Annotated in this window: 15 protein-coding genes; 1 reads left to right on the top strand and 14 read right to left on the bottom strand. The window is 59.2% G+C overall.

The features are described from left to right. Positions 1–18: 18 nt before the first annotated feature. The 6 genes from GFER_RS04965 to GFER_RS04940 all read right to left on the bottom strand — a co-directional run bounded on the left by GFER_RS04965 (position 19) and on the right by GFER_RS04940 (position 5,312). The gene (locus GFER_RS04965) at positions 19–1,089 is read right to left on the bottom strand and encodes a zinc-binding metallopeptidase family protein (protein WP_040096587.1); all 1,071 of its coding nucleotides are present in this window, start codon (positions 1,087–1,089) and stop codon (positions 19–21) included. Positions 1,090–1,105: 16 nt separating this feature from the next. After that, the gene (locus tag GFER_RS04960) at positions 1,106–1,618 is read right to left on the bottom strand and encodes a lipocalin family protein (RefSeq protein ID WP_040096585.1); all 513 of its coding nucleotides are present in this window, start codon (positions 1,616–1,618) and stop codon (positions 1,106–1,108) included. Positions 1,619–1,689: 71 nt separating this feature from the next. Continuing rightward, positions 1,690–2,010 carry a YajD family HNH nuclease gene (locus GFER_RS04955; RefSeq protein WP_052446057.1) on the bottom strand — a complete coding sequence of 107 codons (321 nt, stop codon included), beginning with the start codon at positions 2,008–2,010 and terminating at the stop codon, positions 1,690–1,692. A gap of 472 nt (positions 2,011–2,482) precedes the next feature. Further along, positions 2,483–2,896, bottom strand: a complete 414-nt coding sequence (locus GFER_RS04950; RefSeq protein WP_040096580.1) for a hypothetical protein — start codon at positions 2,894–2,896, stop codon at positions 2,483–2,485. 53 nt (positions 2,897–2,949) lie between these two features. After that, a complete protein-coding gene (locus GFER_RS04945; RefSeq protein WP_052445970.1) occupies positions 2,950–4,176 on the bottom strand; it encodes a vWA domain-containing protein in 1,227 nt (408 codons plus the stop codon). 74 nt (positions 4,177–4,250) lie between these two features. After that, entirely contained in the window at positions 4,251–5,312 is a 1,062-nt protein-coding gene (locus tag GFER_RS04940) for a hypothetical protein (RefSeq protein ID WP_040097456.1), read from the bottom strand. 216 nt (positions 5,313–5,528) lie between these two features. Between GFER_RS04940 and GFER_RS04935 the strand changes: the two genes are divergently transcribed. Beyond that, positions 5,529–5,723, top strand: a complete 195-nt coding sequence (locus GFER_RS04935; protein ID WP_040096578.1) for a hypothetical protein — start codon at positions 5,529–5,531, stop codon at positions 5,721–5,723. 141 nt (positions 5,724–5,864) lie between these two features. On the opposite strand, the gene tpx is transcribed toward GFER_RS04935, so the two are convergent. From tpx to murC, 8 genes are all read right to left on the bottom strand, one after another. Beyond that, entirely contained in the window at positions 5,865–6,383 is a 519-nt protein-coding gene (tpx, locus tag GFER_RS04930) for a thiol peroxidase (protein ID WP_040096575.1), read from the bottom strand. 46 nt (positions 6,384–6,429) lie between these two features. Continuing rightward, on the bottom strand, positions 6,430–6,798 hold the full coding sequence (sugE, locus tag GFER_RS04925) for a quaternary ammonium compound efflux SMR transporter SugE (RefSeq protein WP_052445969.1): 369 nt from the start codon (positions 6,796–6,798) through the stop codon (positions 6,430–6,432). Between the two features lie 80 nt (positions 6,799–6,878). Next, positions 6,879–8,603, bottom strand: a complete 1,725-nt coding sequence (locus GFER_RS04920; protein ID WP_040096572.1) for a radical SAM protein — start codon at positions 8,601–8,603, stop codon at positions 6,879–6,881. A 352-nt stretch (positions 8,604–8,955) separates the two neighbouring features. After that, positions 8,956–10,119, bottom strand: a complete 1,164-nt coding sequence (gene ftsZ, locus GFER_RS04915; RefSeq protein ID WP_040096570.1) for a cell division protein FtsZ — start codon at positions 10,117–10,119, stop codon at positions 8,956–8,958. Between the two features lie 66 nt (positions 10,120–10,185). Continuing rightward, a complete protein-coding gene (gene ftsA / locus GFER_RS04910) occupies positions 10,186–11,415 on the bottom strand; it encodes a cell division protein FtsA (RefSeq protein ID WP_040096568.1) in 1,230 nt (409 codons plus the stop codon). Positions 11,416–11,440: 25 nt separating this feature from the next. Next, positions 11,441–12,283 (bottom strand): cell division protein FtsQ/DivIB, encoded by an 843-nt coding sequence (locus tag GFER_RS04905; RefSeq protein WP_040096566.1) that lies wholly within the window; start codon positions 12,281–12,283, stop codon positions 11,441–11,443. Positions 12,284–12,324: 41 nt separating this feature from the next. Then, complete coding sequence (locus GFER_RS04900; RefSeq protein WP_040096564.1) at positions 12,325–13,251, bottom strand: D-alanine--D-alanine ligase; 927 nt, start codon at positions 13,249–13,251, stop codon at positions 12,325–12,327. Positions 13,252–13,312: 61 nt separating this feature from the next. After that, positions 13,313–14,710, bottom strand: a complete 1,398-nt coding sequence (gene murC / locus GFER_RS04895; RefSeq protein WP_040096562.1) for a UDP-N-acetylmuramate--L-alanine ligase — start codon at positions 14,708–14,710, stop codon at positions 13,313–13,315. Positions 14,711–14,725 lie beyond the last annotated feature (15 nt).

Here is a 14,725-nt window from a genome sequence, read left to right as displayed (position 1 = left end):
GTCGAGACTAGGGGGGCGCTAACGATATGCCGAGACAAGGCGGTGAATAAAAGCGAGCTTCTCCATCACCGCCGGGACAATGACAAAAGGATAGGCAAGAGCATGCCCCATGCTCCGGTTGAGGCTGTTCAGGGCAAAGGTCAGAGGCAGCCAGTCCGTGATGAGCTCATCAAAAGAGATGGGCTGATAGGGATCAAGCGTCTCAAGCCCGACGGCCAGCTTCGGGTCCTGGCCCGCCGAGGGAGCGATCCGAAGCCCGAACTGCGATGCGGTTTCCAGAGTGTCGGCGATGTGCAGGTAGTGCGCCCAGGTTTCCGCCCAATCTTCCCAGGGATGGGTGCTTGCATAGGAACTGACAAATGATTCCTGCCAGTTCGCAGCAGGTCCCTGGGCATAGTACCTTTCCAGCGAAGCGCCATAATCGGCGGTCTCGTCGCCGAAAAGTTGTCTGAACGGTTCATGCCAGGAGGTTCCGGCCACGAGCCTGCCCCAATAATAGTGCCCGGCCTCATGGCGAAAATGCCCGAGAAGAGTCCGATAAGGCTCGGCCATATCGTTGCGCATCTTTTCGCGTAAAACAGGGTCGGCTTCGGCAATGTTGAGGGTAATCAGTCCCGCCGCATGACCGGTTAAGACGCGTTTGCGCTCGCTAAACAGATTGGCGTTGTCAGCTAGAAAATCAAACTCCAGCCCATCCTGCCTTTGTGAGCGTGGTGCCAACGGCAGACCCATCCGCAGCAGGGAATAAACCAGCCGGTGTTTTTCAATTTCAAGGGTATGCCACAAGCGGATATTGTCGCCGATACTCAAATCGGGGATTGTCCGGTTTAAACGGCACGCCGGGCAAAACGACTCCTGACTCTGCTGCGCAACCATCCAATTGCAGACCTGATGGACCGCGTAATTTTCACACATTTTATAGCGACGCTGGTTGTGCTGCGCCAGCCAGAGGTTGTCCGTCCCAGTGGGTGTCATCGCACCGAGGATCATATCGTCTGGAAAAAATCCGAGTGCGGCGCCACAGCTGGTGCACGCAGTATTTTCAAAATACAGAAGATTTCCGCAATTAAAGCAGGTGAAAAGTTTCACGGCAGCCCCCTCCTAATTAGTCATGGTCGACAAACAACAACTTGCTGGTATCAAAACCAGACTCTGCTGCCTTTGCTACGAGGCTCTCCCTTAAATCCTTTTCCATCTCCGGAGTTCTGGACAAAATCCATAAATAAGTTTTTTTCGGACCGGAGACGAGTGCATATTGATAGCCCTCATGGTCAAGCTCAAACACGATATACGAGCCATAAAAGGGGCCAAAGAAAGAAACTTTCAAAAACCCCAGGTCAGGCCCTTTAACAAAGTAGGCCCGACCTTCGGCTTCTTTCCAGGTCTTGTTTTTTTCGTCATAACCCCGGTTTAATACTCTTATACCGCCATCATCACGCAATCGATAATCAGCGGTTACGTGAGTCAACCCTCGTTCAAAAGAATGATCAAGTCTTGCAATTTCGTACCAGGTTCCCAGGTATGCATTTAAATTGAAATTATCAACCGGTTTCACATGTTCCGGGATTCTGACGCATCCTGCTAGCGACACAATAAACACCATAAGCAGAAATTTCATCCAGCCTCTCCTCTGCTATGAAAAATAATCTGTTCAGCGACGCGAGCAGATCCGTCCCCAGACACCGCGACTTACTTTTTAAACCGCTCCGCCAGCGCCGCAAAGGGTGAGTGTACCAGCGAGGGGCGGGTTGTCTCGCCCGAGGAGCTGTCTGCGTCGCGTTGCTCCTGTACGCCGCGAGTATGCTCGTGGTCGTGGCAGTAGATGCACAAAAGCTCCCAATTGCTGCCGTCGGGGGGATTGTTATCGTGATTGTGGTCTCTGTGGTGAACGGTCAATTCGCGCAGCTTTTTGCCTTCGAATTCGCGCGTGCAGCGACCGCACACGTGGGGAAAGAGCTTTAGGGCCTTCTCCCGATAACCGGCCTGGCGCTGCTCCTCTTCCTTGCGCATTTCGGCCACAAGGCGTTCACGTTGTTCATCCTTAGAATTTTTGGACACGGTCTCCTCTTTTCATCAAAAAATGTGAATTTGCGCAGTTCCTGCCGGGGTAAGCTCCCCCCTGGTCATCTCCGCTGGAAACGACCAAGCGGGGCCGGACCACGGAAAGCACCCGCCCTATAACAGCAATCCCCTCAAGGATAGCATTGATGGCGTCGCAAAAAGTCCGCCCTACGGCGTTACGGCGTTTTTTCAGGACCTCGACATACCTGATGTATGCCTTCGCCCCTGAAAAACCACCNGATGGCGTCGCAAAAAGTCCGCCCTACGGCGTTACGGCGTTTTTTCAGGACCTCGACATACCTGATGTATGCCTTCGCCCCTGAAAAACCACCAGGCCTTGTAGGACGAAATTTTTGCTTAGCCATCCTCTGAGTTTTTGCGAGTGCATCATAGCATTGATTCGGGCGGCGAAATTGGATGTCTACAAATCCCCCGTCAACTCCTGCAACTTGAAAATCTTCGGATTGAGATCGCGCACCACGCCGATGATCTCACGCAGGGTCGCCTCGTCGACACTTTCTTCCTCGTCGCGTCCCTGAAACCAAGCATAACCACGAGGCAGGGGGGAGTAGCCGCCGTCACGCAGCAGAGCCACATCGACCATATCGTTGACACGGCCGGCGGCTTCCCAGGGATCGCGGTAGTTGTATTGGCGGGCGACGACCTGCAAGCCCAAACCGTTTGGGAACAGGGCGCGCACTTCAAAGGAGAATTCACGCGGCGCACCATAGTTGTTGGAGCGTCCGCCGCGCGAACCGACCCGCGCACCGGCTTCTTCGAGCAGCGTGCGCACGGATTCTTCGGTCATGGGGGATAAAGTCTGGTCCTTGGTCATTTGTCCTTTGTCCTTTGGAGAAGCTCAGTCGCTGTTGCTGATCTCATCACCCGTCATTCATCCAGCCGCAGCTCAACGCCCCACTCAACGGGTTTTTGGCCGTCTTTGGTCAGCGCCCAGAGGGTGGGGAATTCCATGTGTTCGGGGGCTTCGCCGTAGCCGTCGGTGAGGTAGATGACGGCTGCGGGGCGCGGCTGCAGGGTGCGGGCGTAGTCGAAGACCGGGCGCAGATCGGTGAAGCCGCCGCCCTGATAGACTTCGGCGACGGCTTCGTTGCCGCGAAAACTCGCGATCTTCTGAATGCGGCTGCCGGCGTAGAGCACCGTCAGCAGAGTATCGCGACTGCGGGCGATGCGCAGCAGTTCGGCAGCGAAGGCTTCGCGCAGGGCGTGAATGTTGGTGGAATCGCTGACGTCGACGCCGATCAGCAGGTTCAGACGGCGGCGTTTGCGCTGGCCCGGGGTGGCGTGGGCGAAGCGCCGGTGTTCGCGCTTCCAGGTGCTCCGGCGCCCGACCCGCCCGGCGGTGGCGACGAATTGCTGCAGCACCTGCCGCCAGGCAATGGGCGCCGGGGCGAGCATGGCCGCAACCAGCGCCCGGAGATCGCCCGGCACTTCGCCGTCGCTTTTGCGCCAGGCATCCTGCACCAGCGCGCGCACCCTCTGTTCCGCCAGGCGCCGGGGTACGGCATCGGCTTCAGCCCAGAGGCTGTGATCATCCAGGGGCGAGGTGTCGTGGGCGACATCGAGGGTGCTGCTGCCCGCGCCGCTGTCGCCGCTGCTTTCCTGCGTAGCGTCACCCAACCCCTGCCCTTCGAGATTGCCGGTGTCGAATGGACGCGACAGCAGACGGTAATATTCCTCGGCAGCAAGTCCCGCATCAAGTTTGAAGCGCGCGGGTCCCGGCGCCTCGACCGGCATCCCGGCGATGCCGGGATTGATGGCGAGATCGCAGGCCACATCCCAGGTCAAGCCGTGGCGCTCCTTGCGCCGCGTCATGTGCAGATGCAGCACATGCTTGATAACATGCTCGAGCAGCGCCTCCTGCTCTTGGGCCGGATAGGCGGCAAAACGCTCCGGATTGACCTCCAGCAGCGGCGCCCCCCCAACCAGCGTCACGCCCAGAGGATAAGCCCCCGCCCCCAGCCGCCGACGAAAGTTCAACAGCAGATGGCCGTAAAAGGGCCGGCGCTTGAGCAAGCGGATGATCGCATCTTCAAGAAGCTGCGTGTCCCTTGTCCCTTGTCCTTTATCCTTTGCTGAAAGGCGCTGGTTGCTCATCCTAACCCCATTGCTCGCTCAATCCTGTCTTCGCCCTCAACAAAGAACAAAGGAAATGCTCAGGGACAGCTTTTTTAACTTGCCTCCCGGCTGATCTGCTCGATGGCATCGAATACCACCGCATCATGCTGATCCTTGCTCAGCACCGCCGCCACGGCGGGGATCTTGAGCAGAGACTTGACCAGACCGAAGCGCAGATCGCGGGGCAGCACGTCGATATAGGCAACGAGATTTTCTTCCTGAGCGGTGGTGAGGCGCGCATTGTTCTGCAGGCGCGTGACCAGCAGGTTGAGAGTGGCGGCCTGCAGATCGTCGCGCTGGGCGCGCACCCGCGCGGCGCTCTCAGCCCAACCGTCGAGCACCTCTTCGGCCGTCACCGGGCGCTCGCGGTTTTCCAGACACCATTGCAGAAACAGGCCGGCCGCCTCGTTGCCGACGATGCCGGCGTAGATTTCCATCTCCAGATCCTGGGGAAAGCGGCACTTGCGGCGCAGGGTGCTGACCATCTCCCAGGCGCGCTCACTGGGCTCCATCTGCATATCCAGCGGACTGCCCTGGCAGGCGAGCATCTGGTTGTGGGCGGCGAGAAACTGGCGTACGTCGCGGTCGAAATTTCTGCTCTCGGCATAACGCGCCCAGCAGCGGTAGTCGGTTTCGACGTAGATCATGACCATGCGGTCGAGCAGCGCGCGGTCGAGCGTGGCGACCTGATAGGTGCCGTCGGGGGGATTGATGGTGACCACCACCTTGTGCCGCGGGTCGAGCTGATGGGTGTGCAGGGCGCGGTGCTGGCCCTCGGCGGGTGGTTCGACAAACTGGAAGATGGCCTGCAGGGTGTCTTCCTGCTGGGCCCGGTTGAGCTCGTCGCAGTGCACGATGGTGGGCGGATCGGTCTCCATGGGCCACCAGGAGGGACGCGACCAGCGCATGATGTCGCCCTCGCGATAGGGGATGCCGACGAGATCGCCGACTTCCATCTGCCCGAGGCGCAGGGGCACGTAACGCAGGCCGGCCTCGCGGCACACCTGAATGATGCCGGCGGTCTTGCCCACGCCGCGATGGCCGACTACGCAGGGGGTAAGATCGGTGCGGGTGAGAATCTCGCGCACCACGTGTTTCATCTGCTCGACGTTCATGGTTTTTTTGGCCTTCTTGCGGGTCAGCCGAGTATCCCGAGACACCGGCGGTCAATGGATTGTTCCTTACGCTTTTTTGTTTTGATGAAAATGTCCGACGTTTCACGATAAATCAAGCGCTGCCGGCAATGCAAGTTGCGGCGCGGGAAAACCTTGTCTTTGCCAGGTGCCTCGGGCTATGATCGGAGTCAATTCAGTCGTTCTGGAGTTTTCCTCATGTTTGGTTTTGGTTTCCTGGAAATCGGCCTGCTGATTCTGCTGCTAGTGGTGCTGTTCGGCGCCCGCCGCGCCGGTGACATGCTGCGCCGCGGCATGGAGATTCACGGCCAGGTCAACCGCGCGCGCAGCGACCTGCGCAGCTTCTTCTCCATCGACACCCTCCTCGGCCGCAACCGCGATCGCAAGCCCTGAAACGCAGCAAAGCCCCCGACCGCGTGGCCGAGGGCTTATTGCCTGAAAAAATCACTGGGACGCAGATTTTGCGGATCAAGTCTTTATCCGCCTTGATCCCGCCTCTTCCGCGTGCATCTGCATCCCCTGCCCTTGCCTGTCTCAGGCCAACTTTTTCACCGCTTCCAGCGCCGCGTTGTAATCGGGCTCCTCAGTCACTTCCTTAACGATCTCGCGGTAAGCCACCTTGCCCTGCGCATCGATGACGAATACCGCACGCGCCAGGAGTTTCAATTCCTTGATGAGCATGCCGTAATTCAGACCGAAGGAGCGATCCTGATAGTCGGAGAGGGTCTGGACCTTATCGATGCCGGCGGCTGCGCACCAGCGCTTCTGGGCAAAGGGCAGATCCATGCTGATGGTGTAAACCGCGACGCTGTCGGGGAGTCCGGCGGCATCCTGGTTGAACTTGCGGGTCATGCTGTCGCAGACCGGGGTATCGATGGAAGGCACCACGGTGATCAAGCGCACCTTGCCTCCCGAGTCGGCCAGAGTCACGGGTGCCAGCCCATTGTCGACCACGCGAAAGTCAGGAGCCTTGTCGCCGACTTTGACGTCGGGGCCGAGCAAAGTCATGGGGTTGCCTTTAAAGGTGATGATGCCGGTTCTTTCCTGAGCCATGGGGAATCCTCCTTGAGCAGGGATAGAAAGATAATCGAATCGGTCATCATTCTACCTGGCGGCGGCCCTCTGTCAAGCCGACCTCTGGTGTTTTTTTCTGTTCCGCCGACCATTTGAGCCCGGCGATGCCGATAACGATCAGGGCGATGAAGAACAGCCGTGACCAGGTGCGCGGTTCGCCGAGAAACAGCATCCCGATGATGGCGATGCCCACCGCGCCGATGCCGGTCCACACCGCATAGGCGGTGCCCACGGGCAGGGTGCGCAGCGCCTGAGTGAGAAACCAGAAACTGGCGGCCATGGCGACGAGGGTAAAAATGCTCGGGCCGAGGCGGGTAAAGCCGTGGGTGAACTTGAGGCCCAACGCCCACAGCACCTCAAAAAACCCCGCGATAAACAACTGAATCCACGCCATGCTTTTTTGTCCTTTGTCCTTTGTCCTTTGTCCTTTGTCCTTTGTCCGTCCGCCCTCAGACCTCAGCTTCCATCTGCCTTCTACCCACAGACCCCGCAGCGCCGACATCCAGGGGCGCAGCGCGGCGTTATCTGCCCCTGCCGGGCGCGTTGATATTCCTGCCACAGGTAATCGCGACGCACCCCGTTATCGATGACTTCCCAGGGAAACATCTCAGCTTCGCCGCGCGGGCGCGTGACGTAGAAATCCGGATCGAGGCCGAGTTCGCGGCACGCCGCCTTGAGATTGCGTCCGGCGGCCAACAGCGGCAGCGCTTCACCGACGCGCCGATCGCCGCGGGCGAAAAAAGCTTGCAGGGTCGCCGCGCGCAGAGATTCGCAGATCATTTCGGTGTTGGCCAAACGCGCCACCCCAGAGCGGATGCGCCGCAGGGTTTTCTGCAGAGTCTTCTCCGATGCCATAGGCGCCCACTGCAGGGGTGTAAAAGGCTTGGGCACAAAGGGGTTAAGCGACAAGGTCAGATGGCCGAGGCGTCCGCGCTTGCGCCCGGCCTCCAACCACAGCCCGCGGATCGCACCGACCAGGCGCAGGAGTTCATCCACATCCGCCTCGTTCTCGCTCGGCAGACCGATGAGAAAATAGAGCTTGAGGTTTGGAATCCCGGCCTCGGCGAGCAACTCAACGGCTCTGAGAATAGCCTCTTCGGTCAACCCCTTGTTGACCAGATCGCGCAGGCGCTGGCTGCCCGCCTCGGGAGCGATGGCCACGGTGCGATGTCCGGCGGCGGCCAGCGCGGTGACTTCTTCTTCGCGCAGGGCATCGATGCGCAGACTCGACACCGACACTCCGCCACCCTGGGCGACGATGTGATCCTGCAGGGCCGCGGCATCCGGATGGTCGGCCACCGCCGCGCCCACCAGGCCGATGCGGCGGCGGCTGCACAAACCTTCGTCAGCCTGCGCGGCGAGATTTTTCAGGCTGCGTTCGCGCGGCGGCAGATAGAGAAATCCGGCGGCACAGAACCGGCAACCGCGCGAACAACCCCGCGATATCTCGCTGAGATACATGTCGCCGAATTCCGTCTCCTCGGTGAGCACGAAAGAGACGCTCGGCGAGGCATCCAGATCGGCAAGCCATTGGCGGCGCACGCGCGCCGGGGCACCGTTTTTGGCCCGCCGTGCAGCCAGGCTGCCGTCCGGGTTGTAATCCAGTTCGTAAAGACGCGGGACATAAATGCCCGCCAAACCCGCCAGCCGTTCAAGGAGCGCCTGCCGCGAGAAGGCTTCGTGTTTAAGCGCATCTATCAAGCCGGGAAGAAGCGGCTCGGCCTCGCCCACGGCAAACAGATCCATGACCTCAGCCAGGGGTTCGGGATTAAGAAAGGCGCACACCCCGCCGGCCAGCAGCAGCGGATGCCGGGCATCGCGTTCGGCCGCGCGCCAGGGCAGGCGCGCCAACTCGAAAATGACCGGCAGGTTGAGATAATCGTTTTCAAAGGAGATGGAGAATGCAACCAGATCGAATTCGTCGAGAAAACGCCCTGACTCCAGGGAAAAGAGCGAATAGCCGGTGGCGCGATGTTCGACGAGATCCTCCTCGTCGGGCAGAAAAAAGCGCTCGCACAGGACATCCTCACGGCTGTTGAGCATATGGTAAACGGTGAGAAAACCGAGGTTGCTCATAGCGTGACGGTAGGTGTTGGGATACACCAGCGCCACTGCCATCCGCCCCCCCCAGGGGTTGGACCGGCAACCGCTTTCCGCTGCCAGGCGGCGATGGGCTTTATCCAGAAGTCGATGGCTCACGAGGTTGTCCGTTGTCCGTTGTCCGTTGTCCGTTGTCCGTTGTCCGTTGTCCGTTGTCCGTTGTCCGTTGTCCGTTGTCCGTTGTCCGTTGTCCGTTGTCCGTTGTCCGTTGTCCGTTGTCCGTTGTCTCGATCATAACGAAAGGTTTTACAAATGACCAATGGCAAAGCAAAAAATAAAGGGACCGCACGCAGCAGTCCCTTGGGGGGGGAGGATTTATACACACAACATTGCATACACTCTTCCCCTCAAGCGCCGGGCGGAGAACCGGCTCGGGGATGTGAGAAGAAACCCGTCTTTTCAACAACCTGCCCTGACGGGGAATGCCTTTGTAACGCGCTTGCGCCCTGCCTCAGTCGACCCGCTTGCGCAGGAAGGTGGGGATGTCGTATTCATCGTCCGTCCCGGCGATATTGGGGCCGAGGTTACTGCGCATGCTGCGGATGCTTTCGCGCTGGCGCTCGCGGATGAAGGCCGGAATATCGCGATTTTCCTTGCCGCTCAGGGCCAGGGCCGCCTGGGCCTTGAGTTCTTCGGTGGCGCCGCGAGTCTGCTCGAAGGATTCGCCGAAACCAGTGGCGATCGCAGTGATTTTGATATTCTCGCCCATCTCTTCGTTGACCACCAGACCGATGATGATGTTGGCGTCTTCGTGAACCTTGTCGTGGATAATGCGTGAAGCCTCGTCGAACTCCTCCATGGTCATGCTGCTTGAGCCGCAGATGTTGACCAACACGCCCTTGGCGCCGGAGATGTCGATTTCTTCGAGCAAGGGGCTGCTGATGGCTTTTTGTGCCGCTTCAGCAGCGCGCTTTTCCCCGGAAGCCAGACCGATGCCCATCATTGCCATGCCGCGCACGCTCATGATGGCCTTGACGTCGGCGAAGTCGACGTTGATCAGGCCGCTGGTGGTGATGAGGTCGCTGATCCCCTGTACGGCCTGACGCAGCACGTCGTCGGATGGCTTGAAAGCATCAAGGATGCTCATGTTTTTGCCGGCCAGCCCGAGCAGCCGATCGTTGGGAATCACGATCAGCGAGTCGACCACCTTTTTCAGACAATCCACACCCTGGGTGGCCTTCTTGGCCCGCTGCTTGCCTTCGCGGGTAAAGGGCTTGGTCACAACCCCGACGGTGAGAGCGCCCAGTTCTTTGGCGACCTCGGCAATAATCGGCGCGGCCCCGGTACCCGTTCCGCCACCGAGTCCCGCTGCGATAAACACCATGTCGGTGCCTTCGAGAAACTCGGCGATACGGGCGCGATCCTCCTGCGCAGCTTCACGGCCGATTTCGGGGTTGGCGCCGGCCCCCAGGCCCTTGGTGAGCTTGTTGCCAAGTTGCACCTTCATCGCCGCCTTGCTGTTTTTCAGCGCCTGAGCGTCCGTGTTGGCCGTCAGGAACTCGACGCCCTCAAGGTTACAGTCGATCATGGTATTGACCGCGTTACCACCGCCGCCGCCGACTCCGATGACCTTGATTTTCGCCGGGCGATCCAAACTCTCGTCAAATTCAAACATATATCCCTCCCCGTTAGCTGTTCCGGGTATCTCCGCGACCCCGGAAGGTTTGTCTTCCGAACCTGATCAGAAAAATTCTCCGAACCATTCCTTCATGCGACGAACGATCTTTTCGAAGGTATTTTCCTGGCCGATACTGAAATTTTTCGTTTCCAGGTTTTTGCATCCATATTTGACCAGGCCGACCCCGGTCGCGTATACGGGAGAATTGACCACGTCGGTCAATCCGCCAATGTCGCGCGGTACTCCACGGCGCACCTGCATGCCGAAAATCTGCTCGGCCAGTTCGGGCATGCCGGGAAGAATCGAGGTTCCCCCCGTAATGACGACGCCCGAAGCGATGAGATCCTCGTAACCGCTGCGAATGATCTCGCGGTTGACCAAGGTGAAAATCTCTTCGACCCGCGGCTCAAGAATTTCCGCCAGAAGCTGGCGCGACAGGATTCGTGGTTCGCGGCCGCCCACCGACGGCACCTCGATGGTGGCATCCTTATCGACCATGGAGGTCAGGCAGCAGCCGTAGGCGTGCTTGATTTTTTCGGCCTCGTTCATAGGGGTGCGCAATCCGACCGCGATATCATTGGTCAGATGATTGCCACCCAGGGACAGCACCGAGGTGTGCTTGATGGCGCCGTCGATGTAGATGGCAATATCAGTGGTCCCACCGCCGATATCGACCATGGCTACGCCCAGTTCCTTTTCATCGCTGGAGAGTACCGCTTCGGCCGAGGCGAGCTGTTCGAGCACAATGTCGGCCACGTCGACGCCGGCACGGTTGCAGCTCTTAATGATGTTCTGGGCGCTGGCCACGGCACCGGTCACGATATGCACCTTGGCTTCCAGGCGCACGCCGCTCATGCCCAGGGGCTCCTTGATGCCGTCCTGATCGTCGATGATGAATTCCTGCGGCAGAATGTGGATCACCTCGCGGTCCATGGGAATGGCCACCGCTTTGGCAGCGTCGATGACGCGGCGCACATCTTCGCCGGTCACTTCGCGGTTCTTGATAGCGATCACGCCCTGGGAATTGAAGCCCTTGATATGGCCGCCGGCGATGCCCGCGAACACCGACTTTATTTCGCAGCCGGCCATCAACTCGGCTTCCTGCAGAGCTTTGCGGATAGCCGCCACGGTACTCTCGATGTTGATTACCACGCCTTTGCGCAGTCCCTTTGAAGGGCTGACGCCGATACCGACGATGTCAAGACCATCTGCGGTCAGATTACCGACAATGGCGCAGATTTTGGTGGTTCCTATATCCACCCCGACGACCAGATTTTCTCTCCTGTTGCTCATAACATTTTCCTTTCCTCGGCGGCTGCTATCCTCTGCCTCGCTGCGGTCTGTTTTCAATCTTGACGATCACACGGCCGGGCACCTTGAGATCGATATACTCCAGGGCGGTCAAGCGCGGCTCCAGTTCTTTGTAAATATGCTCCAGGCGATCGAGCTTGCGCCCGTAATCTCCTTCACCGAGCCGCACCGGGATACCGCCCATGTAGGTGTAAAGGGCAATCCCTTCGTCGGGGTGCAGGTTGATCTCGGAGACCGATTCCAGATTGAATCGGCGCCGCTCTCTCAATTCATCAAGCACCGCCAGGGCTGTCCGCAAGCGCTCTTGCGTCTTCTCGGGCTGCTCCAGCATGTCCTTGCGGGCGATACCGGTAATCACGGGATAATCCAGGCGATCACCGGCATTGAGCATTTTGAACACCTCGCCCCCGGCATCGAGGTAATAGAGATAGCCGAGATTGACGATGGCCCGCGGTTCGCGCTCTTCAATACGGATCACCACCTCGCGCGGGAAAATCCGATCGATACGCGCGGTTCTGATCCAGGGATTCTCCTCGATCTTGCGCCCGATCATCTCCAGGTTGAGGTCGAAAATCGAGCTTCCGACAGCGATATCGGAAAGGCCGAGAACCTCATCCACGCCAACCCGCACGGCGTTTTCCACCCGCACCGTTTCGATGCGAAAATAATCAGAGGCAACCAGCATGCGCGCGGCGATGAGCGCGCCGCCGACAATGAGAGCCGAGCTGACCACCGTGACCGTACAACGCAAGATCTTCTGAAAAAGCGCGCGCCAGTCTCGCTGGCGGCGCTCGCGCCGCACTTTGTTCTTTTTGACCTTTGGCGGGGTCGATGCCTTATAGTCTCGCATACGCGCTCGCCCGAAAAGGCTCCTGAAAGAACATGCCCAGCCTATTTACCGAGGGCGGCGCCTTCAAGAATCCTCATGACCAGTTCACCGAAATCCATCCCGGCGGCCTGCGCCGCTTTGGGCAGCAGGCTCGTTTCCGTCATGCCCGGAATGGTGTTGACTTCCAGACAGTAAAACTCGCGCTCCTTGGCGCGAAAATCAACACGCGCCGCGCCTGAACATCCCAATACCGCACAGGCCGCGACGGCGGCTTCCTGCATGCGATGATAAAGCACCGGCTCCAGGGGAGCAGGCAGCAGATAGCGGGTCTGGCCACTGGTATATTTAGCGCCGAAATCGTAAAACCCGCCCTCGGCTTCGATCTGAATGATCGGCAGGGCCGTGCCGTCGAGAACCGCGACCGTGAGTTCGCGCCCGGCAATGTACTCCTCAACCAGCAGCTGATCATCGAAACGCAGCGCTTCGGCGAGACCCCGCCGCAGTTCGTCCTCATTGCCGGCAATGGTGATGCCGAGGGTCGAACCCTCGCGCGCCGGTTTGACCACCAAGGGGAAGTGGCGGCAGCGCACCAGCAGCGCCTCCATATCCTCACCTCGCCGGAAGGTCTCGAATCCCGGAGTGGGCAACTCATGGTAGAGCAGCATTTTCTTGGTGGCGATCTTATCCATGGCCAGGCTGGAGGCCAGAACCCCGCTCCCCGTATAAGGAATTCCCATGAGTTCAAGCAGCCCCTGCACCGTGCCGTCCTCGCCGAAACGCCCATGCAGAGCGATAAACGCGACTTCGGTGCCGGTCTGGCGTAATTGCATCGCCAGATCGCGGCCCGCATCGATGGCCGTGCAGCGATAGCCCTTTTGCTGCAGGGCATTGAGAACCGCCTGCCCGGTACGCAGGGACACTTCCCGTTCACCGGAAAGGCCGCCCATGAGGACGCCGATCTGTTTGGATTTCAATTCATCACGATGCATAATTTGCCCATTCCGAAGGCAGCGGAGACCAAATGACGTATTTTGTCACACCCCTGCCTCATCATGCTTTTACCGCAGCCGGCCCGTTGTGCTCGCGCAAATAGCGAATCAGATCTTCGCCGACCTGCCAGATATTGCCCGCCCCCAGGGTGATGACCATATCTCCCGCGCGCAGCAAGGGGGCAAGGTGCGGCACCACGGCACTGCGATCAGCCACATAGTGGACATTTTTGTGTCCATGCCGACTGATGCTCTGCACCAGATGTGCGCTGTCGGCTCCCGCGACGGGTTCTTCACCGGCAGCATAGACATCGGTAACCACCAGATGGTCGGCCTGGTAAAAAGCGGTCACAAAGTCATCGAACAGCGCCTGGGTGCGGCTGAAACGATGTGGCTGAAATACCGCGATCACGCGACGATCCCAGCCGGACCGCGCGGCCGCTAGAGTCGCCTTGATTTCGGCGGGATGATGGCCGTAATCATCGACCACCATGATCCCCTGGGCATCGTGTTTGATCTGGAAGCGACGCTGCACCCCCCCGAACTCTTTGAAGCCTTCGGCGATCACTGAAAAGGCCACACCGATTTCCATGGCCACCGCGATGGCCGCCAAGGCATTGAGCACGTTGTGGCGCCCAGGCATGCCGAAGGAGATTTTGCCGAGTTCGCGACCATGCAGATGGGCCTTGAAGGATGTCCTCCCGGACTCGTGCACGATGTCGGTGGCAAACAGATCCGCCTGACCGGCCAGCCCATAGGTCAGAAAGCGCTTTTTGACCCGGGGGATGATGGCCTGAATATTGGGATCGTCGAGGCACAGCACTGCCACCCCATAGAAAGGGACCTTGTTGATGAAGTCGACGAAAGTTTCCTTGATCTCTTCCAGATCCTGATAAAAGTCGAGATGGTCGGCGTCAATATTGGTTACCGTGGCGATGGTCGGCGAAAGCAGCATGAAAGAGCCGTCCGATTCGTCGGCCTCGGCCACCAGAAACTTACCCTGACCGAGTTTGGCATTGGAACCGAGGGCATCAACTCGCCCCCCGATAACCGAGGTCGGATCGATCCCGGCATGATAAAGCAGGGTCGCCACCATGCTGGTCGTGGTCGTCTTGCCATGGGTGCCGGCCACGGCGATGCCGTATTTCATGCGCATCAACTCGGCGAGCATTTCCGCGCGCGGAATCACGGGAATCAGCCGCTTGTGGGCGTCGATCACCTCGGCGTTGTCCTTTTTAACCGCTGTGGAAATCACCACCACATCGGCTTCACGTACATTTTCGGCCCGATGCCCGTAGGAAATCTCGCCGCCAAGCTCGGCCAGGCGCCGGGTAATTTCGCTTTCGCGCAAATCGGACCCGGAGACCTGATATCCCAGATTGAGCAGCACCTCGGCAATGCCGCTCATGCCGATGCCGCCGATGCCGACAAAATGAATTTTTCGAATCTTTCCGTACATAATTTCTCCAGAGGC

It is taken from the genome of Geoalkalibacter ferrihydriticus DSM 17813, from assembly GCF_000820505.1.
In the GTDB taxonomy this organism is placed as follows: Bacteria; Desulfobacterota; Desulfuromonadia; order Desulfuromonadales; family Geoalkalibacteraceae; genus Geoalkalibacter; species Geoalkalibacter ferrihydriticus.
The sequence above is the reverse complement of the archived record's forward strand: the minus strand, read 5'-3'. Positions and strand labels throughout refer to the sequence as shown.

What these genes read in the sequence shown, in the direction of transcription:
- murC (WP_040096562.1), bottom strand. Translation starts at nt 14,710, where the DNA reads ATGTACGGAAAGATTCGAAAAATTCATTTTGTCGGCATCGGCGGCATC.
- sugE (WP_052445969.1), bottom strand. Translation starts at nt 6,798, where the DNA reads ATGGCGTGGATTCAGTTGTTTATCGCGGGGTTTTTTGAGGTGCTGTGG.
- GFER_RS04945 (WP_052445970.1), bottom strand. Translation starts at nt 4,176, where the DNA reads ATGAGCAACCAGCGCCTTTCAGCAAAGGATAAAGGACAAGGGACAAGG.
- GFER_RS04935 (WP_040096578.1), top strand. Translation starts at nt 5,529, where the DNA reads ATGTTTGGTTTTGGTTTCCTGGAAATCGGCCTGCTGATTCTGCTGCTA.
- GFER_RS04900 (WP_040096564.1), bottom strand. Translation starts at nt 13,251, where the DNA reads ATGCATCGTGATGAATTGAAATCCAAACAGATCGGCGTCCTCATGGGC.
- GFER_RS04905 (WP_040096566.1), bottom strand. Translation starts at nt 12,283, where the DNA reads ATGCGAGACTATAAGGCATCGACCCCGCCAAAGGTCAAAAAGAACAAA.
- GFER_RS04955 (WP_052446057.1), bottom strand. Translation starts at nt 2,010, where the DNA reads ATGCGCAAGGAAGAGGAGCAGCGCCAGGCCGGTTATCGGGAGAAGGCC.
- tpx (WP_040096575.1), bottom strand. Translation starts at nt 6,383, where the DNA reads ATGGCTCAGGAAAGAACCGGCATCATCACCTTTAAAGGCAACCCCATG.
- GFER_RS04940 (WP_040097456.1), bottom strand. Translation starts at nt 5,312, where the DNA reads ATGAACGTCGAGCAGATGAAACACGTGGTGCGCGAGATTCTCACCCGC.
- GFER_RS04960 (WP_040096585.1), bottom strand. Translation starts at nt 1,618, where the DNA reads ATGAAATTTCTGCTTATGGTGTTTATTGTGTCGCTAGCAGGATGCGTC.
- ftsA (WP_040096568.1), bottom strand. Translation starts at nt 11,415, where the DNA reads ATGAGCAACAGGAGAGAAAATCTGGTCGTCGGGGTGGATATAGGAACC.
- GFER_RS04950 (WP_040096580.1), bottom strand. Translation starts at nt 2,896, where the DNA reads ATGACCAAGGACCAGACTTTATCCCCCATGACCGAAGAATCCGTGCGC.
- ftsZ (WP_040096570.1), bottom strand. Translation starts at nt 10,119, where the DNA reads ATGTTTGAATTTGACGAGAGTTTGGATCGCCCGGCGAAAATCAAGGTC.